Source organism: Arthrobacter sp. PsM3, assembly GCF_030433895.1.
Taxonomy (GTDB): Bacteria; Actinomycetota; Actinomycetes; order Actinomycetales; family Micrococcaceae; genus Arthrobacter.
Genome location: NZ_JARUXE010000006.1, coordinates 129,630 through 154,950 on the forward strand (window position 1 = coordinate 129,630; position 25,321 = coordinate 154,950).

Sequence of the window (25,321 nt, forward strand, 5' to 3'; positions counted from 1 at the left end):
GCCCTATGATTGTCTAACAAGTACACATGATGGTCAAGAGAGACTTGTTGTCTTGTCTGGCAGGATTGGACGGAAAGCAAGAAATTTTCGCGGGAAAGGAGCCCCGGTGGCTGGCCGAATTGCAGCAGTCTCGATTGTGGAAGCGGTCGCTTCGGATCTGCGGACCCGGATTTTTGCCGGTGAGCTTGGCTCCGGGGAGTCCCTGACGGAATCAGAGGTCGCCTCCACCTACGACGTGGCCCGGCCGACGGCGAAGGCCTCGATCGAGAAGCTCGTCGCCGAGGGTCTGCTGGACCGGGGGACCCACAAAACCGCACGGGTGGTCGACCTCGGCCCGGAGTCCGTGCGGGATATTTATCTCGCCCGCGCCTATCTGGAAAGCGAAGTGCTCCGCCGGCTCGCCCGCACCGGGGACGTGCCGGAAGCGGCGGTGCAGGCCAACCGCGACATCGCGGCGCTGCAGAGCGGCGCTCCGCTCGACGTCATCGAACCGGACATGCGGTTCCACACCAGCCTGATCGACGCCGTCGGCAATGAACGCATCAGCCGGATGTACCGCTCCCTCGTGGGCGAAGTGCGGTTGTGCATGGTCCGGGTCCAGTCCCTGCAACTCCTGGACACCGCGTTGATCCAGGCCGAACACCAGAGGATCCTCGAACTCATCGAGGCCGGCCAGGGGGAGGCCGCAGCCGCGCTGCTCGACGAGCACCTCGGCCGGGCCCGGGAACGGCTGGTCGCCGCCATGGGCGGAACCCCCGGCCCGGAAGCCGAACAGCCGTCCGGCCTGCTCCCGCAGTAACCCGCCCCACCACCCCAAGGCGGGGTCACTTGGCGCCCATAAACCCCTCGGGAATGGGCGCCAAGTGACCCCGCGTTGGTGGTGGTCAGCGGACGCGCTCGACGCGCTTTTCGTCCCAGACAGGCTCGGCTGATTCGTAGACCTTGCCGTCGGAGCCGAAGACGAGGAAGCGGTCGAAGGTCCGGGCGAACCAGCGGTCGTGCGTCACGGCCAGGACGGTCCCCTCGAAGTGGTCGATGGCGCGTTCCAGCGCCTCGGCCGAGTGCAGGTCCAGGTTGTCCGTGGGCTCGTCGAGCAGCAGCAGGGTGGCGCCGGAGAGCTGCAGCAGCAGGATCTGGAACCGGGCCTGCTGACCGCCGGAGAGGGATTCGTATTTCTGCTCCGACTGCGGGGCCAGGCCGTACCCGTCCAGGGCACCGGCCGCCGCCTCGCGCCCCATCCCGGAGCGGTGTTCGTCGCCGCGGTGCAGAATTTCCAGCAGGGATTTGCCGAGCAGGTCGGGCCGGACGTGGGTCTGGGCGAAGAATCCGGGCCGGATCCGGGCGCCGAGCTTCACCGTGCCCTCGTGCGGGACTTCGGCGATGTCGACGTCGGACACCGGCAGGTGCTCCCGTTCCGGGTCGGTGCCTCCGGTGGCGAGCAGGCGCAGAAAGTGGCTCTTGCCGGAGCCGTTGGAGCCGAGCACGCCCACGCGGTCGCCGAACCAGACCTCGGTGGAGAACGGCTTCATCAGCCCGGTGAGTTCCAGCTTCTGGGCGACGACGGCGCGCTTGGCGGTCCGGCCGCCCTTGAGCCGCATCTGAACGTTCTGCTCGATCGGCAGCGCCTCGGGCGGGCCGGCTTCGAGGAACTTCGCCAGCCGGGTCTGCGCGGCGTGGTAACGGTTGGCCATGTCCGAGCGGAACGCGGCCTTGTTCTTGTACATGTTGACGAGTTCCTTGAGCTTCACGTGCTCCTCGTCCCAGCGCTTCCGGAGCTCCTCGAAACGGGCATTCCGGTCCGCGCGGGCGTCCACGTAGGAACCGAAGCCGCCGCCGTGGATCCAGGCGCCGGCGCCGTTGATGCCCGGTTCGAGGGTCACGATGCGGCCCGCGGCGTTGTTTAACAGCTCGCGGTCGTGGCTGATGAAGAACACGGTCTTTTTCGACTCGTTGAGTTTGGCCTCAAGCCAGCGCTTGCCCGGGACGTCGAGGTAGTTGTCCGGCTCGTCGAGCAGCAGCAGCTCGTCGGGGCCGGCGAAGAGCGCCTCGAGCACCAGGCGTTTCTGTTCACCGCCGGAGAGGCTCGACGCCGGGCGGTGCTGCGCGCGGTCAAAGGGCAGGCCCAGGGCCGCCATGCAGACCTCGTCCCAGACGGTCTCGACGTCGTAGCCGCCGGCGTCGCCCCAGTCCACGATCGCCTGGGCGTACTTCATCTGGGTGGGCTCGTCGTCGTGTTCCATCATCGCCAGTTCCGCTTCGTCCACGGTGCGGGCGGCGGCCGCCAGCGCGGGCGGTGCGGCGGAGATGAGCAGGTCGCGGACAGTGGATTCGTCCCGGACCTGGCCCACGAACTGGCGCATGATGCCCATGTTGCCGGAACGTCCAATCACGCCTTCATCGGCGATGAGATCGCCGGAGATGATCCGGAACAGGGTCGTCTTGCCGGTTCCGTTGGGGCCGATGAGGGCTGTCTTGGTCCCGTCCGGGACCTTGAAGGTCACGCCGTTGAGCAGCTGGGTGCCGTCGGAGAGGAAGTAATCGATGTTGGAAACGTCAATATGAGCCACCCCTCCATTCTCCCACGGACGCTGTCGCGGCCGGTCAGTGCTCCTCAGCCCGCGGCGGTGAGGAACTCCTTCAGGAGCGGCCCGGATACGGTGGCGCCGAGCCCGCCTTCCTCGACGAACACGGCGACGGCGAGGTCCCCGTGAACCGCCACGATCCAGGCGTGGGTCTTGGGCGGGTTGTCGGAACCGAACTCCGCAGTTCCGGTCTTGGCGCCGACGGGGGCGCCCGGAACGGACGCCAGGAACCCGGCATGCCCGCTCGTCACAACGGCGCGCATCATGTCGGCGAGTGCGGCGGCCTCCGCTGCCGTAACCGGCGCCGCGGCGGATGACGCGGGTGCCGGCGGTGCGGACGCCGTCGCGTCACCGGACGGCGCGGCAGCCTGTGACGTGCCGGATGTTCCGGTGGCGCCGGGGCTCCCGGTGCCCGGAGAAGTAACGCCCTCGTTTGGATTCAACACCAGCTGTGCGGCCACCGGGGCGCCCTTGGCGACGGAGCCCGCCATGACCGCGGCGGACAGCGGGGACAACAGCACCTTCCCCTGGCCGATCATCGAGGCCGCGTGCTCGGTCCCCGCGGCCTCGCCCGGAACGGAGCCCAGGAAAGCGGACGCTCCAAGCGAGGGGGCTTCCACCGCGACGCCGAGGGACGTGGCCGCGGCTTCCAGCTGAGCCTGGCTGACCGTGTCGCGGGCGTTGATGAACGCCGTGTTGCAGGAGTGCGCGAAGGCATCGCGCAAGGTCACGGAGCCCAGCGAGGAGGCCGGGTAGCCTTCCGCGTTCTTGAAGGTCCGGCCGTCGACGGACAGGGTGGCGGGGCACTCCACGGTGGATTCGGGGGTCATGCCGTTGCGGATCATTGCCAGGGAGTCCACGATCTTGAAGATGGAACCGGGAGCGTACTGGCCCAGCATGGCGGTGTCATAGCCGTTGCTGCCCGGTCCGGATGCCGCAGCGAGGACAGCGCCGCTGGAGGGGCGGAGCGCCACGATGGCCGACGCCGGCCCCACCTTTCCCAGGATGCCCTCGGCCAGCTGCTGCAGGCCGGGATCCAGGGTCGTCTTCAGCGGCGTTCCCACCTTGATTTCGACCTGGAAGAGGGCCCGACGGCCGCCGTTGGGCAAGGTCTGACGTTCCTCGGGTGTGAGGCCTGCCTTTTCGGCAAAGACCTGGATCCCGTCGCTGCCGCGCAGTTGCGCGTCGTATTGCTGCTGCAGGCCTCCGGTGCCTGTGGTGTCCCCGGCTTTGAGCGTCCCGTTGGATTTCTCGATCTGTTCGGCATTCGCCTCGGCGGCGGTGCCCAGCAGGGCGCGGGCGAAGGTGCGGGAGGGTGACAGGGGCAGGGAGTCGGGGATGGCGCGGGCGCCGGGAATCGCGCCGATCTGGTCATCGGTGATGGTCCGCCCGTCCTCGCGCAGGGTGATGGCGTTAACGAAAGCCTCGGGGCCGGCCGCCTGGACCTGCTGGGCGTAGGCCGCGGGGTCCACGCCCACCAGCTGGGCCAGCTGGGTGGCGGACGCGGCCGGATCGGACGAAGCCAGCCGGGGTTTGTCGATGCCGACGTTCACGACCGGCCGGTAGGTGACCAGCTTGGCATCTCCGGCGCCCAGGATTTCCGCCCGCGCCGGAGACTGGGACTGGGTGCCCAGGATTTCACCCTCGGCCAGCCCGGGCGCCAGCAGACCAGGGCTCCAGACGGCCAGCCACTTGCCGTCCGACTTCTTGAACTGGGCGGAAGTGGTGTACTTCCACTCTCCGGAGCCGATCTTCCAGCTGTAGTTCAGCGGGACAGTGGCCATACCAGCGTCCAGCGTCAGCTCGCCGCTGCCCACCGTGGGTTTGACCGGGTCCAGTGCCTTGAACACCTGCCGAAGCTGTTCAGTGGCCGCACCGGAGTCCTTGCCTTCGAAGGCGACGGGACCGACGTCAAGCGCTGCGACGGCGGAAGCAAGCTGCTTCGCCGCATCCTGAGCGCCGGCGCGGCCGTCGTCGCAGGCCACCAACGAGACGCCCAGAATGAGACCGATAAGGACAGATGAAAGTTTTGATATGTTCCCCACCGCGCCATTATGCCCCGTGACGCGGACATTTTCCTTGTCACAGAGCACCCGCCAGTTGCCCCGGACCTCCTGCCCGGCCTGAGGTTGCCGCCGGTTGCTTAGAAACGCCGGATAATCCTCCGCTGCGCGGCCGCGGCGATGGCAGCGGTGCGGTTGTCCACACCGAGCTTGCCGTAAATGTGCACGAGGTGCGACTTGACCGTGGCTTCGGAGATAAACAGCTGTTTGGCGATGGCCCGGTTGCCCAGACCGGTGGCGAGGAGCTCCAGCAGCTGGATCTCGCGGGCGGACAGGGCCGGTTCGGGGTTGCGGATCCGGCCCATCAGCCGGGCGGCCACTTCCGGGGCCAGAGCGGTCTCGCCCGCCGCGGCGGCGAGCACCGCCTGGCGGATCTACTCCGGCGGCGCGTCCTTGAGCATGTAGCCGCTCGCTCCGGCTTCCACCGCGGCGAGGATATCGGCGTCGGAGTCGTAAGTGGTGAGGATGAGCACCGGCGGGGCGGGCTCGCCGGCCTCGCCCGCCTTGATCCTGCCGGTCGCCGTGACGCCGTCCATGCCCGCGCCCATCTGCAGGTCCATGAGTACGACGTCGACCGGCTCGCCGAGGGTATGGAGCCGGGAGAGCTCGGCCAGGGCCGCGCCGCCGTCGGCCGCCTCGGCAGCAACGGCGATGCCCTCGAAATCGCCCAGCATGGCCCGCAGTCCGGCCCGGACCACCGGGTGGTCGTCGACCAGCAGGACGCGGATATCGTTCACGGTTCGTTACCTGCTGGCGGGTCCGCGAGGGGCAGCCGGATGGCCACAACCGTTCCTTCGCCGGGCGCGGACTCGATGTCGAGGCTGCCGTGCAGTGCCGTCACGCGTTCCTGGAGTGACTTCAGCCCGTAGCCCGAGCCGTCGGGACGCCGTGCGGCGTCCGTGACCTGGGCGGGATCGAAGCCCGCGCCGTCGTCATAGATATCCATCGCCACCTCACTGCCCAGGAAGGACAGGGTCACGACGGCAGTGCCCGCACTGGCGTGCACCCAGACGTTCGCGAGGCTTGCCTGCGCCGCCCGGAGCAGGGTTGTGCTGTACGGATTGGGCAGTTCCACCGGGGTTCCCTCAAGGTCGAAGCGGCAGCGCAGCCGGGTGCCGCGGGCGGCCGCCTCGGTTTCCGTCTTGTCGCAGAGCCGGTGCAGGCTGTTCACGAGGGGGTCCTGCGGCGGGTTCTCCGCCAGGTTTTCTGCCGGGTTCTCCGCTAAAGCGGGTGGCTGAAGGCCGCGGACAAAGTTGCGCGCCTCGGCCAGGTTGGTCGAGGCCGTCTCCTGCACCGTCCGGAGCCGGCCCCGCGCTGTGGCTGTGTCCCCGTCGTCGAGCGAGCTTTCCGCCGCACGGCCCATGAGCAGGATGCTGGAAAAGCCCTGGGCGAGCGTGTCGTGGATTTCGCGGGCCAGCCTGGCGCGCTCTTCCAGCGTGCCGGCGTCGTGCTGGCTGCGGGCAAGTTCGGCGCGGGTGCGGCGCAGCTCCTCGGCGGCGGACCGCTGGTTTTCGGCTTCCACATAGAGCGCGCGGTAGCCCAGCCCGGTGACCACGGCAAAGGCTGCCCCGAACGCGGGTCCCAGCACCATGGGCAGCTGCAGGGCGCCCCCGTCCGCTCCGCCCTTGTGGAACCACAGCGCGATGATGACCAGAACGGTGCTCAGGGCGATCGCCGGCAGCGCTAGCCGCAGCGCCAGCACGTGCAATTGGAGGAAGAAGAGCGGGAAGGCCAGCCAGACGAAGTCGGCGCTGACCCAGATCAACAGCAGCCAGAGCAGGCAGACGGCACCCAGCCACAACTGCGAATACGGCCGCGGGTCGAACCGGGACGGATCCGCGGAGTGGCGTTTCTCCAGGACGGTGCCCAACAGGTATAGGGCGGCGAGGATCAGCGCGAGGCCCAGGGCGAGCCAGTCCGTGCCCTGGAGTCCCGTTCCCAGCAGCCGAAGAACGGCGACGAGCAGCAGCAGGGCGAAGCCGCTGTGAAGGCACACCCTGAGAACGCGCAGAATCACCGCGGCCTGCGTCGTACCTGCCGTGGCCGTCCCTGCCGGCGTGCTGCGGGGCTTGTCATCCATGCCTTCAGCGTAGTGCCGGCGGCGGCCGGCGGCGGTCAAAATCCCGGCCGTCTGGGCGGGATCAACCTTTTGGTTGACCCGGACGTCCACCGGTCAGTCGCGCAGTCTCACCCACACGGGTGATGCCGGCCCCGCGTCCCGGCGGGAGGCTTGAAACAACGCCACAAACCCCTGGAAAAGGACACCCATGTATCTCGCTCTCCGCGACCTCCGCTTCGCCAAAGGACGGTTCATTCTGATGGGCGGAGTCGTCGCCCTCATCACCCTGCTGCTCGTACTGCTCTCCGGGCTCACCGCCGGTCTGGGCAACCAGTCGACGTCGGCCCTCGCCGGACTGACCGCGGACCGGATCGTCTTCGGCGCCCCCGCCGGCGGCAGCCCCAAGGCGTCCTTCACCGAATCGGAGGTCACCCGCGGACAATTGTCGGCGTGGGCCGCCCGGGAGGGTGTAGCGCACGCCGAACTGCTGGGCATTAGCCAGAGCCGCTTCCAGGCGATCGGCTCCGCGGGCACGCCTTCGGGGACGGCCAGCGTGGCCGTCTTCGGATCCGAGGGCATGGGCCTGGCGCCCGCACCCGTGGCCGAGGGAACGGTCGTGGTCGGCTGCAGCCTCGCCGAAGAACTCAAACTGCAGGCCGGCAGCCGCGCCACGGTGGGCGGCACCGAACTGACCGTCTCCGCTATCGTCCCGGACCAGTGGTACTCGCACACCGGCGTTGTCTGGACCACCCTCGGCGACTGGCGGAATCTAGCGCACATCACCGGCAGCGAGGCCGCCGCGACGGTAATCGCAGTCACGGCCGCGGACGGACAGAAACCCGACGTCGATGCCGCCAACGCTGCGGCCGGAACGGTCAGCGCCACGCGGGAGTCGTCGTTTCAGGCCCTGGGTTCCTATAAGAGCGAAAACGGCTCCCTGCTGCTGATGCAGGCGTTCCTGTACGGGATCTCGGCGCTGGTGATCGTGGCTTTCCTAACGGTGTGGACCGTGCAGCGCACACGGGATGTCGCCGTCCTCAAGGCCCTCGGCGGATCCTCCGGCTACGTCCTGAAAGACGCCATGGTCCAGGCGACGATCGTGCTCCTCGCCGGAGCCGCGGCCGGGGGCGCGGCCGGTGCGGCCGGGGGAGCCTTCGCCGCGGGCGCCGCCCCGTTCCTGCTGACACCTCAGACCACGCTGCTCCCGATAGCGGGCATCTTGGTGCTCGGACTGTCCGGGGCTGCGCTGGCGGTCCGGAGCATCACCCGGGTGGATCCGCTCCTGGCCCTCGGCGGCAACTAGCACTCCGCACCCGTAAATATACTTTGAAAGGCATACACTGTGAACACTGCCCTGAACCTCGTCGACGTAACCCTTGAATACCCCGACGGCGACGGCACCCTCAAGGCCCTTGACGGCGTCAACCTCAGACTCGTGCCGGGAGAGTTCCTGTCCCTGATCGGACCTTCCGGGTCGGGAAAGTCCTCCCTCCTGGCAATCGCCGCCACGCTCGTCCGGCCCACGGCCGGCCTCGTGGTCATCGGCGGGATCGATGCCGGCGGATTGTCCGACGCTAACCGCACGTCCCTGCGGCGGGACAAGATCGGCATCATCTTCCAGCAGCCCAACTTGCTGCCGTCCCTGACAGCCCTGGAGCAGTTGGTGATTGTGGAACACCTGCGCGGCCGGACCGCGTCGAAGGCCACCCGCCGCGCCGCTGCTCTCCTGGACCTCGTCGGGCTGGCCGCGGCGGCCGGAAAACGGCCCCACCAGCTCTCCGGCGGCCAGCGGCAGCGGGTCAATATTGCCCGTGCCCTGATGGGGGATCCAGCCGTGCTGCTGGTGGACGAACCAACGGCTGCCTTGGACCACGACCGGAGTGAGGCGATCGTGCGGCTCCTGCGTCGGGTCACGGATGAGTTCGGGGTGGCCACCGTGATGGTCACCCACGACACCGGTTTCGTCCCGCTGACGGATACGAAGGCCAGCATGCGCGACGGGAGGCTCTCCGCCCCGCAGCCGGTCAGTCCAGCCCTGGCGTGAGGTCCTGCCGGCACCCCGGGGGCTGATCTCCGCTGCAACCCTTGGCCTGATGTCCCGCCGGCACCTTGATCCCAGCGGCCCTAGATCCCGAGGGATGGCACCGCAAGGCCAAATATGTCCTTCAGGGCATATTTCGCGGCGTGGAATCCGGGCATCCCGGTCACCCCGGGACCGGGCGGGGTCGAGGAGGAACACAGGTACACGCCGCGCAGCGGGGTCCGCCAGGGGACTGGTCCCAGGACGGGCCGCCGGATAATCCCGCGGAGGTCCATCAGGCCGGCGCTGAAATCTCCGCCGACGTAGTTCTCGTTGTACGCGCCCAGTCCAGCCGCCGTCGTGACGTGATGGCCGAGGATAAGGTCGCGGAATCCGGGGGCGAAGCGCTCCAACTGGGCGATGATGGCCGCGGCCATGTCCACGGTGGACCCAGCAGGTACGTGGCAGTAGCTCCATAGGATGTGCCGGCCCCCGGGGGCGCGTCCGGTGTCGAATCGCGAGGGCTGCGAGACCAGGACATAGGGCCGGTCCGGATGCCGCCCCGCGGCGACGAGGTTTTCCGCCTCGGCCATCTCCGCGCGGGTGCCACCCACGTGGACCGTGCCGGCGTCAGCCAGGCCCGGGACCGCCCAGGGGACCGGGCCGGACAGGATGAAGTCGACCTTGCAGGCCGCGTTTCCGAACCTGAAGGACTCTAGGGCGTGCCGGTACCGCTCCGGGAGTCTGCCGCCAGCAAGCCGGAGCAGTCCGGGGGGCGCCACGTCCAGCAGGGTGGCCCGGGCCGGGGGCAGCTCCGCCAGGGATCCGATTCTCGCCCCGGTTTCCACCACCCCGCCGTGAGCCTCAATGTCCGCCACCATGGCCTGCGCGATCGCCGCGGAGCCGCCTGCCGGGACGGGCCAGCCGACCGTATGGGCCAGGGTCCCCAGCATGAGGCCCGCTCCGGCCGCCGCGAGGGCCGGGAGCTGCGACACCGCATGCGCCGCGGTACCGGTCAGCAGCGCGGGCGCCAGATCCTCGCGGAACCGCATGCCCCACAGCGGCGAGCCCTGCTCCAGGACCCGGGCGCCGAACAGGACGGCCGCCACCGGGTCCCGCGGTATCCGCAGCAGCTGGTTCAGCGTCAGGTCTGTGATGCCCTCCGCCCGCTGCACGAGCGGGGCCATCAGGCGCCCGAATGCGGCGCCGTCACGCCCCAGACCGGCCACCGTCCGCTCCAGGGAGCGGTACGCCAGCGCCGCCCGGCCGCCGTCGAGCGGCGTACCGTACGAGACCTCGGGAACCTCGAGCCGGATCCGCCCCGACAGCTGGAACTGCCGGAAAAACGGCGAGGCCAGGGCCATCGGGTGCACCGCCGAGCAGACATCGTGAAAGTGCCCGGGTTCGATGAGTTCCGCTGTCCGCAGGCCGCCGCCAGGGGTCGGCGCCGCCTCGTAGACATGCACCTTCAGTCCTGCGCGGGCCATGGTCACCGCCGCGGCGAGGCCGTTCGGTCCTGATCCAACAACGGCCACATCAGGCATGCCAGGCCGCCTTCCGCCAGGGAAAAAGTGAATCCGAAGGGTGCAGCAGGTCAATCCGCAGCCGGTCCGGAACGCCCTCGAACGGGCCGCCCTGCGGGTCATCCATCCCGTAGCGGCGGACCACGTCATAGCGGGGGTCCCAGACGTCCCAGGCCACCCGCGCCAGCAGGTATGCGGTGGCCAGCATATGGAACACCACAGCGAGGACGTAGTACGGCATATCAATATTGTGCTGGGACACGCCTCCGCTCGTCACCTGCCCCAGATACAACCAGACGGCCGCCCAGTGCAGCCCCTCGAACGTCTGCCAGACCAGAAAGTCCCGCCAGCGCGGCCGGGCCAGGGCCAGGAGCGGGATGAGCCAGATGACGAACTGCGGCGAGTAGACCTTGTTGGTCAGGATAAACGCGGCAACGATCAGGAAGGCCAGCTGCGCGAGTCGGGGCCGGCGGGGCGCGGCCAGGGCCAGAACCCCGATGAGCACACACGCCAGCAGAAAGAGGTTCAAGGCCAGGGTGTTGATCGATTCCGGCTGCAGGGAAACCCAGCCCAGCCGGCCGGCGACGAGGTTGTAGGCAAACCAGGGGGAGCTGTAGCCGGCGGGACGGTCCTCGGTGAACTGGTAAAAGTATCTCCATCCCTCCGGATTGGCGGCGGCGACCGGGAGGTTCACTGCAAGCCACGCGAGGGCGGCGGCGCCGGCAGTGACCAGGATGGCCCGGATCCGCCCGGTGCGCAGGGCCAGAAGCAGGACCGCACCGAGGAGCAGCACTGGGTAGACCTTGGTCGCAGTGCCCAGGCCAATAAAGATTCCGGCCAGGACGAGTTTGTTCCGGGAGAAGCAATACATGCCGAGGGCCAGCAGCCCCACAGCCCACATGTCCCAGTTGATGGTGCCGGCCAGGATAATGCCGGGGGCCACCGCCACCATGGCCGCGTCCCACGGCCGACGGCGGGCCATCCGTGCCGTTGCGAGTACCGTCACGATCCAGACGGCCGCGATCAGGGCGGCGTTGATGTCGAAGTAGGCGAGAATCCGGCTGGGGGTGACGCCTTCGCCCGGAACCAGCAGGGCCGTGGCGCCGGCGATGAACCCCATGAGGACGGGGTATTCAAAGAATGTCCCCTGGGTGATGAACGGGAAGGCGCCGTCGCCGAGGCCGCGGCTTTTGAACAGCTCCGGAAAGTCCGAATAGCAGGTCGCGTAGAACTGGCCGGGGGTTTCCCAGCCATTGATGCGGCAATACGACTTGAGGACAATGCCGATGACCGCTGCCAGGACGGTGAGCAGGATCAGGACGCGTTCCACGGTGAAAAAGCCCGGCGAAACGATGCCGGGGGCTGCGCGGCGGCCCATGGGTCCGCCAACCAACTCGGTGAAATTCCTCAGCAGGGGGTCGCTGCGGCTCGGGATGACCAGTCGGACACGTCTGCGGTGCTCCGGCGGCTTTGTCTCCTGCATGTCCCTGAGCTTACCGGGGCCACTCCGGCTGGCTGCGCTGCGCCGGGCGGCCGGCGCAGCGGGTATCCACACGGTTGCTTAAATGGGGGAGCCCACGCGTAGCCGCGTGGGCTCCTTTGGGATCAGTTCCGATGTCAGTCATCAGTTGCTCCTTCGACGGCCTGGACCTGCGTCAGCGGATGAGGCCGATGCGATGCATGGCAAGGTAGACGTCTTCACGCTTCTGGTCCAGGAGCTGTCCGTTGAACAGCGTCGTGCGCCTGGGGGCCGGCTGGAGGCACCGGCGCAGGAGCCTGTGGAGTGTCTGCTTCATGGTGGTCACCTCCCGCCGGTGGCTCGCGGTGCGCGGTTGGACGGCGGTGCTGGCAGTAGTCACGATGGACCTTTCATGGGAATTGCCGGGAAGGGTGGAGTAATTGGGCGCGCCAATTAAGGCCTCTGTGAATTGGGGAAGAAAAAGCCGTAAATAGGCGCGGAATTACCCGGTGCTAAGGAAATGATTTCGCAATAGCGAAAGGGTGGCCCCTGGACGCGGGAAGGCCGCAACCCCAACAGGAAGCTGGGTTCCGAACTTTGGGGATGCTGCGTAACCGCGGGGTTCCGTCTGGGTCAGTCCGCCGTCACGGCATTCCCGGGAAGGGGAGTGCCGGTATCGCCCCGGCTCCGGCCCCTAGGTGAAGGAAATCAGGCCGGGAGCGGAGGGGTCAGGAGGCAGTCGGGCCGAAATGCGGGCGCGGTTCAGCGACAGAGGCCGGGCTGGCGGTGACGGAGTACATCCATCCGCTAGTCAAAGTAATCATTTTCCCAACCTCCTTTTCTGTTATGCCGTGGCTCCGGCTGACTGGCCGGGCGACGCGCGCCTCGACCCCGGCAGGACGCTCTGGGGTCAGAAATAAAAATACACCATGAATGCAGCACTTGACTACCGAATTCATAAACTTTCTGGAAGTTATTTCTAAACCGTATTTAGAGGCCCCAACGGACCACTGCCGGCGTCTTCTTGTCCCAGCCGAGCGTGCAGACTTTGGCCGTTCCCAGAATGAAGTGCCTGCCTTCGTGGGGATCGAGCCCCAGCCACCGGGCGGTGAGGATCCGGGAGAAGTGTCCGTGCGCCACGATCAGCACGTTGTCCAGGCCGGATTCGAGCACCCGCGCCACAATCTTGTCCGCGCGCGCGGCGACGTCGTCCAGGGCTTCACCGTTCGGCACACCGTGGGTCCAGATCAGGTACTCCGGGTTGTCCTTGCGGATGAGGTCCGAGCTGATGCCCTCGTAGTCGCCGTAGTCCCACTCCACCGCGAGCGGTTCCAGCTGGGCGTCGGGGAACCCGGCGAGTTCGGCAGTCCGGCGGGCCCGCCGCAGGGGAGACGTCAGCACCAGGTCGAAGTCGACGGCGTCGAGCACCTTGCGTGCCTCCACGGACTGCTGTTCACCCTCCACGGTGAGCGGGAGGTCGGTGAGGCCGGTGTACTGGCCGCTCTTGGACCACTCGGTTTCGCCGTGTCGCAGGATCCACAGCTGCGGGCGGGGGCCGTTTGAAGGTGCAATCACTTAGGACTCCTCGGTTGAGAGTGCGACGGCGGACTCGGGCTGGGCAGCCCACCATTCGTGGAGCTTGGCCTCGGCCACTGCGGGATCCAGCGGGCCGTGTTCCATCCGTTCCTCCAGCAGGAATTTGTAGGCCCGCCCGACGACGGGGCCCGGCTTGAGGTCCAGCAGTTCCATGATCCGGCTGCCGTCCAGATCGGGGCGGACGGACTCGAGGGATTCCTGCTCCCGCAGGGCCGCAATCCGGGCCTCGAGATCGTCGTAGGCGAAGGCGAGCCGCTCGGCCTTGCGCTGGTTGCGGGTGGTGACGTCCGAGCGGGTCAGCCGGTGCAGCCGGTCCAGCAGCGGACCGGCGTCGGTGACATAACGGCGGACGGCGGAATCGCTCCAGCCTGCCTCGCCGTAGCCGTAGAAGCGCATGTGCAGCTCCACGAGCTTGGCAACGGCCTTGATGGTGTCGTTGTCGAAGCGCAGCGCCTTCATCCGTTTTGACGTCAGTTTGGCTCCGACCATGTCGTGGTGCCGGAAGCTCACCGCGCCGCCCGGCTCGAAACGGCGCGTGGAGGGCTTGCCGACGTCGTGCATCAATGCAGCGAACCGCAGCACAAAGTCCGGCCCGGGCACAGCGCCGCCGGCCGCCGTTTCGAGTGCGGCGGCCTGCTCCAGAACCTGGAGCGAGTGCTGGTAAACGTCCTTGTGCCGGTGGTGCTCATCGGACTCGAGGCGCAGGGCGGAGACCTCGGGCAGCACAAAGTCGGCCAGCCCGGTGTCCACCAGCAGGTCCACCCCGGCCCTGGGGTGTGCCGCGCAGATAAGCTTGACCAGCTCCTCACGCACGCGTTCCGCGGAAATCATGGTGATCCGTTCCGCCATCCGGGACATCGCGGCGCGGACGTCCTCGTGCACCGTGATGCCCAGCTGGGCGGCAAAACGGGCGGCACGCATCATCCGGAGCGGATCGTCGGAGAAGGAGGATTCCGGGGCGCCCGGGGTGGCCAGGATGGAAGCGTGGAGGTCGCGGACACCGCCGAACGGATCCACGAGCTCCAGCGCCGGGAGTCGCAGGGCCATGGCGTTGATCGTGAAGTCACGGCGCAGCAGGTCATCGGTGAGCGACTTTCCGAACGCCACGACGGGTTTGCGGGAGTCGGGATCGTACGCCTCGGCGCGATAGGTGGTGATCTCGATCTGGAAACCGGACTTGCGCATGCCGATCGTGCCGAAGGCGCGCCCGATTTCCCAAAAGTTGTCGGCCCACTTCTTGATCAGGGCAACTGTCTGGTCCGGGGTGGCGTCGGTGGTGAAGTCGAGATCGGGGGACACCCGGCCCAGGAAGAGGTCGCGCACCGGGCCGCCGACCAGGGAGAGTTCGTGGCCGGCGTCGACAAACCGTTGCCCCAGCTCCAGAACCACAGGGTCTACCTGGAAATCAACAGTGTGCGAGTCAGTCTCGTGATGTGCGTGCGCCATAGTTTCTTAAGCTTGTCAGAAATCCCGGCGAGCACCACACCGAATCCGTCTCGGACTCCGGCCGTCGGCGCTGAACACGGGGGCGTCCCGGGCGATCCACTTTCCCGGCCGTCCACTTTCCTGCCATGTTTAGGTCATCAAGAGCGGACAAGAGTCGTTAGAGTGGACTTCATGGCCCATCCCGTACCGAGCGCTCCCGGCAGGAGGACAAACGCACCGTTGCCTTCGGCAATCGGTGCCAATGTCGCGCCGGTGCAGCACTCCGGACAGGCCTCCCTCCCCACCGTGGAGGAAATCTCCGCCGGCGGCGTGGTGGTGGACACGTCCGACGCCGAACTCCGGGTTGCGATCATTGCCCGCCTTAATCGTGGCGGGCGGCTGGAATGGTGCCTTCCGAAGGGCCATCCGGAAGGCAAGGAAAGCAACGAGGAAGCCGCCGTGCGTGAGATCGCGGAGGAAACCGGCATCGAGGGCAAAATCCTCGCACCGCTGGGAAGCATCGACTACTGGTTCACGGTCAGCGGGCACCGCGTCCACAAGACCGTCCACCACTACCTGCTGCAGGCCACGGGCGGGGAACTGACGATCGAGAATGATCCGGACAAGGAAGCAGTGGACGTCGCCTGGGTTCCCATCCTGGAACTGGCGCGGAAACTCTCCTTCCCGAACGAGCGCCGCATCGCCGACCTCGCCAGGGAAGTACTGCCGGAACACCGCTAGGGCCGTGCAAGCGCCCCTTGGGCCTGCTTCAGGGGATGCGAATAGCGGCTAAAGCCGCGCCCGGGTGAGACGATAAAGACAATGTCATCTGCCAAACCCACCCCCGCGCCCTCCGGCCCCGCCGATTCCAAAGCTGTCCAATCCGGAGAAGTCCGTTCCAGCGCCATCATGGCCGCGGGAACGCTGGTCTCGCGTTTTCTGGGATTCGGCAAGACCTGGATGCTGGCGGCCGCACTCGGCCTCGGCTCCACCGTCAACGACACGTTCATCAACGCCAACAACCTGCCGAACCTGATCTTCCTGCTGGTGGCGGGCGGCGTGTTCAACGCCGTCCTGGTGCCCCAGATCATCAAGGCGAGCAAGGCTCCGGACAAGGGGGCGGACTACATCAGCCGGCTGCTGACGCTGGCCGTCCTGGTGCTGCTGACGCTGACGCTGCTGGTGACGCTGCTCGCGCCGTGGGTCATTGAACTGACAACGCAGGGCTATTCCCCGCAGCAGAAGGCCCTCGCGGTGTCCTTCGCGTTCTGGTGCCTTCCGCAGATCTTCTTCTACGGCCTGTATGCCCTGCTGACCCAGGTGCTCAACGCCCACGGTGCCTTTGGGCCCGCGATGTGGGCGCCGATCCTGAACAACATTGTCGCGATCGCCGGCCTCAGCATGTTCATCTGGACGTTCGGCGCGAACGTCTCCAATCCCCACACGCTGGACACGTGGGGTTCCAGCCAGACCTTGCTGGTGGCCGGATTCTCCACCATCGGCGTCATCTCCCAGACGGCCATCCTGCTGGTTCCGGTATTCAGGCTCCGGCTCGGCCTCCGGCCGCGCTTCGGCTGGCGCGGGGTCGGCCTGGGCCAGGCCGCCAGGCTGAGCGTCTGGACCCTGGCGACGGCCGCCGTCGGGCAGCTGGCCTTCCTCTACGTCATGCGCATCGCGACCATCCCGGGTGCGGAACGGCTGCGCCTGGAACAGGCCGGGGATCCGGCCGCCGACAGCCTGCCCGGCAACGCTGTGCTGGAGGTGGCGAGCCAGTTGTATCTGCTCCCGCACTCGATCATTGCGCTGTCGCTGGCCACGGTGCTGTTCAACCGGATGACGCGGGCCTCGCAGGCCGGGGACCGCGCGGCGCTGCGCACTGCGCTCTCCCACGGGCTGCGGACCATGGCCGTGGCGACGGTGTTCGGGGCCCTGGCCCTGTTCGCCCTTGCCGGACCGCTGGGCATGTTCTTCTCCGGCGGCGTGCCCCAGGACGGCGTCATGCTGGCCCAGACGCTGACCATCCTGGCGCTCAGCACGCCGTTCATGAGCGCCAACTTCATGATGTCGCGGGTGTTCTACGCCAACGAGGATGCCAGGACACCGTTCCTCATCCAACTGGTGCTGGCCGTTGTGAACGTGGTTGCCGCGTTCACAATCCAGTTCCTGCCGTTCGATCAGATCATCTTCGCCATCGCCACCCTCTACACCGGCGGCAATGTCCTGTCCGTGATCCTGAGCGCAGTCTTCCTCCGCCGGCTCCTGGGGCATCTGGACGGTCCCCGGATCGCCAACGCCTACATCAGGATGGGCTACGCCGCGCTGGGGTCCGCCCTGGCCGGCGCTGTGGCGTTGTGGCTGCTGGGCAGCTACAGCCGCGAGGGATTCGCCTGGAGCACACCTGCCGCCGCGCTGGTGACGATCGCCGTCGTCGGGCCCGTCATGCTGGCGGCTTACCTGCTGCTGCTGAAGCTCTTCCGGGTCACCGAGCTGAGCGACCTCCTGCAGCCGCTGCTGGGCCGCCTGCGCCGCCAGTCGGAGGCTGCGCCCGCCGGAGGCCTTCCGGAGGGCGCGGCCGCTACACGTGCCAGGCCGGAACGGGCGACCGTCTCGGTGGACACCGGACTCATTCCTAGAATTTCCGGGGAATTCGACGCAGCGTCCTTCCGGGCAGGGCCAGATCTTGGCGAACAGGACGAGCGGGCGGGACGCGCCGGACCGGACGGCGGTTACCTGCCCGCCGAGGACCTGCCCAACACCGCGGAGGGCGGCCTGGGCCGCGGCGACATCCCGCTGCCCGGGCGGCGAACCTACCAGGGCCCGGCAGGGCACAACCCCTATTTCCCTTTCGGCGGCAAAAAGAAGAAATAGTAACCAGCGGGCTCCGCGGCGCCGCGCTTCCGCGGCCGGACCGGCGCATCGGCTAGGATCGAAGACTAACAAGGGGAGTTGCAGACCTGGGGTCCACCGGCTTTACCGGGGACCTGCTGTCACTGATGCAGTGATCAGTTCGGCAGCTCCCGGACAGTCTAGGAGGAGCCCGTGTCCCACCCGATCGATGTCGGATCAGTACTAGGTGGCCGCTACAAGGTCACTGCCACTGTACTGACCTCACATGACCAGGATCTGGTGCTGGACGGCGTGGACCAGGTGCTCAACCGAGCTGTGAGCATCCTCGTTGCCGGGCCCGGAAACGCGGATCAAGTGGCACAGAGTGCCCGGGAAGTGGCCACCGGGGAGCGTCCCGGCAGCGTTCAGATCCTCGACCTTGGGGTCAGCGAAGACACGACCTACCTCATTACCAACCACACCTCGGCCGCTGACCTGCTGGATCTCGTGGTGTCCTCCAACCCGCCCTACATCGAACCGTTCTTCACGGACACACTGGGCAGCGAAATCTTCGGCCAGCCCCGCTCCCGTGAACCCGAAACCTATGACGGCCTCTACGACGAAGAAGAGGTAGACGCCGGCTACATCAACTACGGGCAGAACCAGCAGCATGCCCCGACTCCGCGCGTGAGTCCCGCCGGACCGCCGACGACCCCCTCCCGGCCGCCGTCCCGTCCGACGGTGTCACCCGCTGCAGGTGCAGCTGGCGCGGAGGCAGCCGGAAGAGCCGGACTCGCGGCTGGTGCCGCCGCCGCTGCCGGTGGTGCGGCTGCTGCCGCGTCCCCCAAAACGAAGTCCTCCGCGGCCGCACCCCGGGAAACCCCGCCTGAGGTGACGGCGCCCCAGCCGGTGCAGGGAGGCGCACCGACCTCCGGCGCACGTGACTCCACGACGCCGGCCCCCGCCGAAACGCCCAAGGTTTCGCTGTGGTCCGACGACGATTATGACCACCCCGCTCCCGACGGAAGCCAGACTTCCCGCCAGGCGGCATCACCGGAATTAGCCGCCGCCGCGGGCAGCGCCTCCGCGGACCGCACGCCCGGGTTCTTCCCGGGTTCGGCCCGGGCCGCCGACTCCGCTGCGGATGAGGACTACTACGGCAAGGACGAGGAACCACAGCGTGAGCCTCGCTCTATGCGCTGGCTGGTGGGCGGACTGCTGGCTGCGGTCCTCGTGGTTGGTCTGGTTCTTGCCGTGACCAATCTCGGCAGCCTCTTCAAGACGACGCCGCAGCCCGCTGCGGGCGGCAATTCCTCCGCCAGCGCGCCCGGTTCAGCCCCGGCAGCGCCGTCGGGAACCGCCAGCCCCGCACCGGCCGCCGGCCCGCCCGCCATTGCTGACGTCACGCGGCTGGGCAACTTCGACTTCGCCGGAACCTATGACGGCGACCTGGTCAAGACTTTCGACGGCAATGCCGCCAGCTACTGGTCGGACATGGAATTTGCCACAGACAACTGGGGTGGCCTGGCCGCCGAGGTCCCGCTCGTCGTCAAGCTGAAGAGCCCTGCCAAGGTCTCCTCTGTGACCCTCAGCCAGCTGGGCGCCTCAGGCGGCAGCATCAGCGTTTTCACCAACGACCGTCCCTCGCTCGATGGTGCCAAGCAGGTAGGCAGCAACAGCTTCACCTCATCCGATCTAACGATGCCGCTGCAGGAACCCACCACGGCGCAGTATGTCATTGTCTCAATCAAGACCCTGCCCAAGCTGGCGGCGCCCAAGACCCGGTATGGATTCGGCCTGCGTCTGGCTGAGATCAAGGTCCAGTAGCCGGGCCGAAGCCACGGCTTCACCCCGGCGGTCCTGGGTGCCAGGACGGTATCCTGAGTGCTGGTGTGCTTTGGCAGCGCCCGGCCCGACCGGAATAACCAGCACCAAGTAGTAGTTGTGCCATGTGGCCGGCCACCCAGGCGGGCGCATCGACAAAGGAAGAGGTTCACCGTTCAGTGAGCAACGCAGAAAACACCGCGTCCGAAGTACGTGATGTCATCATCGTAGGCTCCGGCCCCGCGGGCTACACTGCCGCGGTGTACACGGCGCGCGCCAACCTGAAGCCGCTGCTCCTCGCAGGATCAGTAACCGCCGGCGGCGAGCTGATGAACACAACCGACGTCGAGAACTACCCAGGTTTCCCGGACGGCATCATGGGTCCGGACCTGATGGAGAACTTCGAGAAGCAGGCCGCGCGGTTCGGCACCGAAATACAGTTTGAAGATGTCACGGAACTGGATCTCGACGGCGACATCAAAACCGTGACCATCGGCTCGGGGGAGACCTTCCGGGCACGCGCCATCATTCTTTCCACGGGTTCGGCCTACCGTGAGCTCGGCCTTCCCAACGAAAAGCGCCTCTCCGGCCACGGGGTCAGCTGGTGTGCAACCTGCGACGGTTTCTTTTTCAAGGACCAGGACATCGCCGTCATCGGCGGCGGCGACTCCGCGATGGAGGAGGCACTGTTCCTCACCAAGTTCGCCAGGTCAGTCACCGTCGTCCACCGCCGCGACAGCCTCCGTGCCTCAAAGATCATGGCTGACCGCGCACTGGCCCACGAGAAGATCACCTTCGTCTGGAACAGCGGCGTCGAGGATGTCCTCGGTGGGGACAAAGTCACCGGGCTTCGAGTGAAAGACCTCGTGGACGGCACCGAAACTGAACTTGCCGTCACCGGCGTGTTTGTGGCGATCGGCAACGACCCCCGTACCGACCTCGTCAAGGGCAAGCTGGACCTGACCCCTGAGGGAACCATCGCTGTCGACGGCCGATCGTCGAAGACCAGCGTCAAGGGTGTCTTCGCGGCCGGCGATGTTATCGACCCGACGTACCGGCAGGCCATCACGGCCTCAGGGTCCGGCTGTGTCGCAGCCCTGGACGTCGAGCACTACCTCGCAGACTTCCACGCCTAAACAGCGCGCAGCAACCAACCGAAGAGAGAGACAGGCTATGAGCAACGCAAAAGACGTAACGGACGCTAGTTTCGGCACCGATGTACTGGCTTCTTCCAAGCCGGTCATTGTGGACTTCTGGGCTGAATGGTGCGGCCCGTGCCGCAAGCTCGGACCGATCCTGGACGAGATTTCCGTGGAGTACAGCGAGAAAGTGGACGTCGTCAAGGTTAATGTTGACGACAACCCTGCCATTGCCGCCCAGTACGGCATCACCTCCATCCCTGCCGTCTATCTGTTCCAGGGTGGCGAAGTGAAGGGCACCGTCATCGGCGCTCGTCCCAAGCAGTTCTTCGAGAAGGAATTTGCGGACGTGCTGTCCTAGTTTCCGCTCGGTCTGTACCGACACAGATCATCCCAAAGTGGCCTCACTTCCCTTCAGGAAGTGGGGCCACTTTTTCGTTGTTGGTGACAACTGAGGTGGTCAGGTATTCCAACCAGCCACATAGAGAAGTCCATACTCAAGGCGTTTCTCCAGAGAACAACACCTAACAGTTGGTTTCCCGTACCTATTTCTCTCTATGCGGACCCCGGTGTATCCACGTGTTGTGCCCTTGCCGAAGTAGGGCCGGCTTGGTCCGACGCCCACGGGCCGGTGGCCGCCCTCGGGCGAGATGGGGTCCGACTTACTCGTCTGCCGTGAGATCACTGATGCAGAGTGTTTCACGTGAAACATTGCGGTTCTTCAGACAGAGAAGTTCCCGGCCCGGTTTCCGCGCTACCGTCGAAGGAATCATCTCGTTTTGTTTCACGTGAAACATGGTCACAAGATAGGTCCGGAACATCGAAGGGTTTCGTGCACTACCTTCGATCCTGCCGGCAGCGGCGCCAACCCGTCTGGACGAACGCTTGAATGCAGTCCGGGGGTTTGCGCCTTCCCGTTCCTGTTCGAACGGGCTCAAGGGAAGTGGTGGTAGAAGTCTGGCCGGTCGGTCAGGAGTGCAGGTCGCACGCCCGCCTCCGAGCACCGAGCACCGAGCACCGAGCACCGAGCACCGAGCACCGAGCACCGAGCACAAGATTGTAAACGTACTACGAGCGGCATATTTGTATACGGGATGGATTCCCCGGGGTAAGAAGTAAGACGGCTTCTAACCGTGAATTCCTCTTCTGCAAGGGCGCCGTCACCCTGACGGTGCTTGTGCGGGTACCGTGACGGTTTTACCAGCCACACACGCCACCTAGATGGCTGAGCAACCCTTCCTACAGGTCTCTGCTAGGCGCCCGATTTGAGATCACGAGTGACAATTCGCCGCGACAATCGGCAGAATGGAACCGAATCCGGGGCAGCTGTGAAGTGTGACCCCAGGGGAATGTTTCACGTGAAACCATCGTGGGGGTGCATCTGGAGAGGGGGCACCGTACGCCGGATTGTTGGACACCGTGGCGCTAAAGTCGGAAGACGATCCCGTTTCTGTGAAAAGTTTCTGTTTGAAACAGCAGTGGCACAGGAAAGAACATCTCCATCGTTCCCGCTAAAAATTGGGGTCATTCCTCAGTCCGTTCCGATCATTGGGACTCGGCGAATGTTTCACGTGAAACGGAGACCAGGCGTGAATCGGTGGATGGGACATGGACGACGGCGAGTGACCGTTGAGCAGGTCCCCAAAGACCGACTATTCGATATGAAACTCTCAAATAGCCCCGTCCGGGCAGAGGGTGTCTGCTGACTAGCGGACCTGTGAGTACATTCAGTGGGTATGAATCAACATGGTGCACAAACACTTCAAGCAGCAACGGCGAGGTCCCCCTTCAGGAGCGGGGAGCTGGCCGACTCGGAGAGTGTACGGCGAATCAGAGCGACGGCACCGGAACAATGGCGTGAACATTCCCGCGCGGGTCAATGTTTCACGTGAAACCCCACAAACCCAACCTCCAACGGCCTTTGGTGGGGGATGGATGCCCATCAGGTGCCACCGAGACCCGCTACGCGCCCCATCATCCTACTGTGGAGCTCTCCGCACACCGAAGCCGGCTACGACCCTACAACGGCCCCCTGGGACGCGTGGAGTATGTAGCGGAAGCCTCTATGGGTAGAACCAGAAGCCCGCATTCAGTGTCCCAGGGCCACATGGTCGTCTTCGACTCACCGCCACAACATCCTCGCTCGCGGTATTCCCGCCTATATTGCCCAGCATGCCGCCCATCAAACTCGGTTGAGAACCACCTCAGCAGCCAGGCAGACAATGGGTGCCCGGGCCATTCATAGTGTCGGGGATCTCGGAGGTCAAACCGTTCCTTGCCATGTTCGTGTCCATTCGCCCCGACAGGCAGTGGAGACAATCCTCAGCGAGCGGCACACGCGCCACACCCAGGATGCCTTCCCATGAGGCCAGCACATCCAATCTCAACACTGCCGATGGAAATCCCGCGGACACCATCCACAGACCCACGGAGGTTGGACTCGGACCAACTGCCAAAGCCGGGGAGCCACTCGAACGGGGCTCCTCTCAGGGCTCACGGTACGCAGTAGAGAAGTCCTGCGTTCAGCTGACTGCAGGACAAGGCATCCAATTCGTGGCAGCACCAGACTCCTTCGCCGTGGCTCCCATTGGCTGTTCAAAGTGACAGCGACTGGACGCGCGCTGAACTGGACGAACCCGTCGGGCAGGGACACACGCTCGCAGCGTGGCCCCAGCTGTGGGGTTCCGCGCCGGCCGGGACTCCTGACCATGCGCTGCAAGCAGCGCCATCGGATGGCCCGTCGTTCCCCTCGGGTCGCTGCCGGCCCGCACCCGGCTACTCCGGTGTGCCGACACTCGGCCGCACGGGTCACAGATGTGGCGGATCCCGGCATGCCGGAAGGGCCGCCGGTCAGTGCACCAGGGCGCTAAATTGGCTGATGTACGGTCGCATTCCCACAGGTTTCTCCACAGAACTTATTCACAGAGTTATCCACAGGCCTTGAGGGATATCTCACAGTCCCGGGGTCACACGTCCAGGAGCTGCTTCGTCCGATTTTGTCCCTCACTCCCGGCAAGGTTAATCCCCGGACTCACCACGGCCCGCTGGTCAACTTTTTCACGGCTGAGGACGGCGGGCGCCACCATGCAAAAACTCGCGTAATAACGCGGAAAATTAACCATCAAGGGGGGATTTAGAAAGCATGGGCGGGCCTGTAGAAGGTCACCGCTCGAACCTTCGGATTGTTTCACGTGAAACAGCGTGTTCCTGGGTCCGCAAACGGGGCCGGACGGTGTCCTGACTTGACGAGTGTCTGCTGAGGTCAGCGGACCGGTAGGTCCAAAACCGCGGGGTAATCCACAAAGTTATCCACAGTGATATCCACTGCCCTTTCCACCGCCTGAGCTAATCCAGGCACGCACAATTTGGAACCTCACGCCCGCACAGCGACTGCCCGTCGAGAGCAGCGTGTCACTCCCCACCGCAGAACCCGAAGGCCCAAGGCCACAAGAGCGATACAGCCGGATCACTGCCCGACCGGACGAGCCCCGCGCCGGACGCTGCCGCATCTAGCGGATGGTCCCTCGGCCGGCTCTGTGCCGAGCCGGGCTCTCCAGCTGGCCAGCGAGCCAGCGACCCTCCGACCCAGTGAGCCAGCCAGCGACCGCAGACTGTCCGCCAGGTCCATCGGCTCGGCCAGCGTGGCTGTCGGGGAGCGGGGCAGGCCAATCAGCGGGTGGGACGGCCGAACCCACCACATCAGGATCCGCCGCCGATCGTTGTATAAGGGGCGTGAACTGCCCGCCCTGAACTGACGTCAGCCCTGCCTGGGCTGCCCCTCTTCTGATTCGATTCACCGTGGACTGGGGGATATATAGACTCGTTCCAAGGCACGTGGACCGGCCAGGAGGCTGCTGCGCGGGCGGGGGGAGCCTGGCTAAAGGCACTGGACTTGTCGACGGCTAGGTAGGCCGCGGCCCGCCTGATCGTCCAGCCCGCCGCACCGGTGGCCCAGTGTCCCGTCATCGGGCCACCCCGTGGAATACTTCCTGTCCGCAGCGGAAAGACGGGCTGCAGCTTGATGACGACTGACCACGGGGGGCCCGGACAGGGTGCCCACCTGCGCCCGGAGACAGCAGGCTTCCAGTGACGGTAGGGCTAGACACGGTCACGGTATCGGCGGTCTGGCAGCCAGTGGTCGCAGGAGCGACACTGCCAATTTCCTGCGAGGCTGGACGGGCGGCCGGATCCTAACGACCAATCGAAGCCGGGCCCAGGGTGTACTGCGCTGGCGAATCCTTCGTACTGTGGACAGGGATGGCTTCCCACTGGCTCGACATTGCTCCCATTGGATCAGGCGGCCGTCCGAGGCCGTCCGTCGCCTCAGATGAGACTCTCGCAGCCATGTCGCGGCACAGCTCTCGCAGGGGCGTCGCAGGGCGCCCAAGCACTGTAACCGGCCGTAGCAGGGGTCCCATGACTCTCCAGCTGAAGGCAGCGGCGACGGTGCCCACAAGTTCGGCAGAATCCTTGCATAGCCCTGCAGCCTCAACGTTTCACGTGAAACCTAAACACCCTCAAAGCCGTTGAGCATGTCCGCAAGCCGAGGCAGGACAGAGGGCCATGAGAGACCCAGGAGGGTCCATCGCCCCCTCCCGCCATGTGATCTACCCGGGGAAGAATCGATGCCCCAGGGTACGTAAGCGGAGCGCAATGGCTCCGCGTTAGCGACAGGATCCGGCTCCTCCACGGTTGTGCACCGGACGAGTATTGACCAGTGAGACTCAAGCGTCCGCTTGATAGGTCCCGTGGTTGTCTGTTCTACGGCGACGAACTTGCGTTCACGCCACCGCTCGGACCAGGCC

Annotated in this window: 16 protein-coding genes and 1 pseudogene; 8 read left to right on the forward strand and 9 right to left on the reverse strand. The window is 66.1% G+C overall.

What is annotated here, in order from left to right:
• The first annotated feature begins 106 nt into the window (after positions 1-106).
• Complete coding sequence (locus QCD75_RS04675; protein ID WP_301226176.1) at positions 107-799, forward strand: GntR family transcriptional regulator; 693 nt, start codon at positions 107-109, stop codon at positions 797-799.
• 85 nt (positions 800-884) lie between these two features.
• Here the strand turns inward: QCD75_RS04675 and QCD75_RS04680 are convergent, their stop codons facing one another.
• The 4 genes and pseudogenes from QCD75_RS04680 to QCD75_RS04695 all read right to left on the reverse strand — a co-directional run bounded on the left by QCD75_RS04680 (position 885) and on the right by QCD75_RS04695 (position 6,725).
• Positions 885-2,567, reverse strand: a complete 1,683-nt coding sequence (locus QCD75_RS04680) for an ABC-F family ATP-binding cassette domain-containing protein (protein ID WP_301226178.1) — start codon at positions 2,565-2,567, stop codon at positions 885-887.
• 44 nt (positions 2,568-2,611) lie between these two features.
• Positions 2,612-4,627 (reverse strand): penicillin-binding transpeptidase domain-containing protein, encoded by a 2,016-nt coding sequence (locus tag QCD75_RS04685; RefSeq protein ID WP_301226180.1) that lies wholly within the window; start codon positions 4,625-4,627, stop codon positions 2,612-2,614.
• Positions 4,628-4,725: 98 nt separating this feature from the next.
• A pseudogene (locus QCD75_RS04690) lies at positions 4,726-5,382 on the reverse strand (response regulator).
• Positions 5,379-6,725, reverse strand: coding sequence for a sensor histidine kinase (locus QCD75_RS04695; protein WP_301226182.1), 1,347 nt, complete (start codon positions 6,723-6,725; stop codon positions 5,379-5,381). Before QCD75_RS04695 ends, QCD75_RS04690 begins: the two are co-directional and overlap by 4 nt.
• Positions 6,726-6,912: 187 nt before the next feature.
• Here QCD75_RS04695 and QCD75_RS04700 point away from each other — a divergent pair, with 187 nt between their 5' ends.
• A complete protein-coding gene (locus tag QCD75_RS04700; RefSeq protein WP_301226184.1) occupies positions 6,913-8,007 on the forward strand; it encodes an ABC transporter permease in 1,095 nt (364 codons plus the stop codon).
• Between the two features lie 39 nt (positions 8,008-8,046).
• Positions 8,047-8,748, forward strand: coding sequence for an ABC transporter ATP-binding protein (locus QCD75_RS04705; protein WP_301226186.1), 702 nt, complete (start codon positions 8,047-8,049; stop codon positions 8,746-8,748).
• An 80-nt stretch (positions 8,749-8,828) separates the two neighbouring features.
• Here the strand turns inward: QCD75_RS04705 and QCD75_RS04710 are convergent, their stop codons facing one another.
• The 5 genes from QCD75_RS04710 to QCD75_RS04730 all read right to left on the reverse strand — a co-directional run bounded on the left by QCD75_RS04710 (position 8,829) and on the right by QCD75_RS04730 (position 14,748).
• Complete coding sequence (locus tag QCD75_RS04710) at positions 8,829-10,268, reverse strand: phytoene desaturase family protein (protein ID WP_301226187.1); 1,440 nt, start codon at positions 10,266-10,268, stop codon at positions 8,829-8,831.
• Positions 10,261-11,730 (reverse strand): glycosyltransferase family 87 protein, encoded by a 1,470-nt coding sequence (locus tag QCD75_RS04715; protein WP_301226188.1) that lies wholly within the window; start codon positions 11,728-11,730, stop codon positions 10,261-10,263. The genes QCD75_RS04710 and QCD75_RS04715 overlap by 8 nt, the downstream gene beginning before the upstream one ends.
• Positions 11,731-11,902: 172 nt before the next feature.
• Positions 11,903-12,043, reverse strand: coding sequence for a hypothetical protein (locus tag QCD75_RS04720; protein ID WP_301226189.1), 141 nt, complete (start codon positions 12,041-12,043; stop codon positions 11,903-11,905).
• 653 nt (positions 12,044-12,696) lie between these two features.
• Positions 12,697-13,281, reverse strand: a complete 585-nt coding sequence (locus tag QCD75_RS04725; RefSeq protein ID WP_301226190.1) for a histidine phosphatase family protein — start codon at positions 13,279-13,281, stop codon at positions 12,697-12,699.
• Complete coding sequence (locus QCD75_RS04730; RefSeq protein ID WP_301226191.1) at positions 13,282-14,748, reverse strand: CCA tRNA nucleotidyltransferase; 1,467 nt, start codon at positions 14,746-14,748, stop codon at positions 13,282-13,284. It lies immediately after the preceding gene.
• A 219-nt stretch (positions 14,749-14,967) separates the two neighbouring features.
• Between QCD75_RS04730 and QCD75_RS04735 the strand changes: the two genes are divergently transcribed.
• The 5 genes from QCD75_RS04735 (at position 14,968) to trxA (ending at position 20,877) form a co-directional block, all read left to right on the forward strand.
• Positions 14,968-15,468 (forward strand): NUDIX hydrolase, encoded by a 501-nt coding sequence (locus QCD75_RS04735; protein ID WP_301226193.1) that lies wholly within the window; start codon positions 14,968-14,970, stop codon positions 15,466-15,468.
• Positions 15,469-15,549: 81 nt separating this feature from the next.
• Positions 15,550-17,595, forward strand: coding sequence for a murein biosynthesis integral membrane protein MurJ (gene murJ, locus QCD75_RS04740; protein ID WP_301226195.1), 2,046 nt, complete (start codon positions 15,550-15,552; stop codon positions 17,593-17,595).
• Positions 17,596-17,766: 171 nt separating this feature from the next.
• Positions 17,767-19,380, forward strand: coding sequence for an ABC transporter substrate-binding protein (locus tag QCD75_RS04745; protein ID WP_301226197.1), 1,614 nt, complete (start codon positions 17,767-17,769; stop codon positions 19,378-19,380).
• A gap of 176 nt (positions 19,381-19,556) precedes the next feature.
• Positions 19,557-20,513 (forward strand): thioredoxin-disulfide reductase, encoded by a 957-nt coding sequence (trxB, locus tag QCD75_RS04750; protein WP_301226199.1) that lies wholly within the window; start codon positions 19,557-19,559, stop codon positions 20,511-20,513.
• Between the two features lie 37 nt (positions 20,514-20,550).
• On the forward strand, positions 20,551-20,877 hold the full coding sequence (trxA, locus tag QCD75_RS04755; RefSeq protein ID WP_301226201.1) for a thioredoxin: 327 nt from the start codon (positions 20,551-20,553) through the stop codon (positions 20,875-20,877).
• The last annotated feature ends 4,444 nt before the right edge of the window (positions 20,878-25,321 follow it).

Coding starts and splice junctions, on each gene's coding strand:
- murJ (WP_301226195.1), top strand. CDS start 15,550: ATGTCATCTGCCAAACCCACCCCCGCGCCCTCCGGCCCCGCCGATTCC.
- trxA (WP_301226201.1), top strand. CDS start 20,551: ATGAGCAACGCAAAAGACGTAACGGACGCTAGTTTCGGCACCGATGTA.
- QCD75_RS04695 (WP_301226182.1), bottom strand. CDS start 6,725: ATGGATGACAAGCCCCGCAGCACGCCGGCAGGGACGGCCACGGCAGGT.
- QCD75_RS04720 (WP_301226189.1), bottom strand. CDS start 12,043: ATGAAGCAGACACTCCACAGGCTCCTGCGCCGGTGCCTCCAGCCGGCC.
- QCD75_RS04710 (WP_301226187.1), bottom strand. CDS start 10,268: ATGCCTGATGTGGCCGTTGTTGGATCAGGACCGAACGGCCTCGCCGCG.
- QCD75_RS04730 (WP_301226191.1), bottom strand. CDS start 14,748: ATGGCGCACGCACATCACGAGACTGACTCGCACACTGTTGATTTCCAG.
- QCD75_RS04700 (WP_301226184.1), top strand. CDS start 6,913: ATGTATCTCGCTCTCCGCGACCTCCGCTTCGCCAAAGGACGGTTCATT.
- QCD75_RS04715 (WP_301226188.1), bottom strand. CDS start 11,730: ATGCAGGAGACAAAGCCGCCGGAGCACCGCAGACGTGTCCGACTGGTC.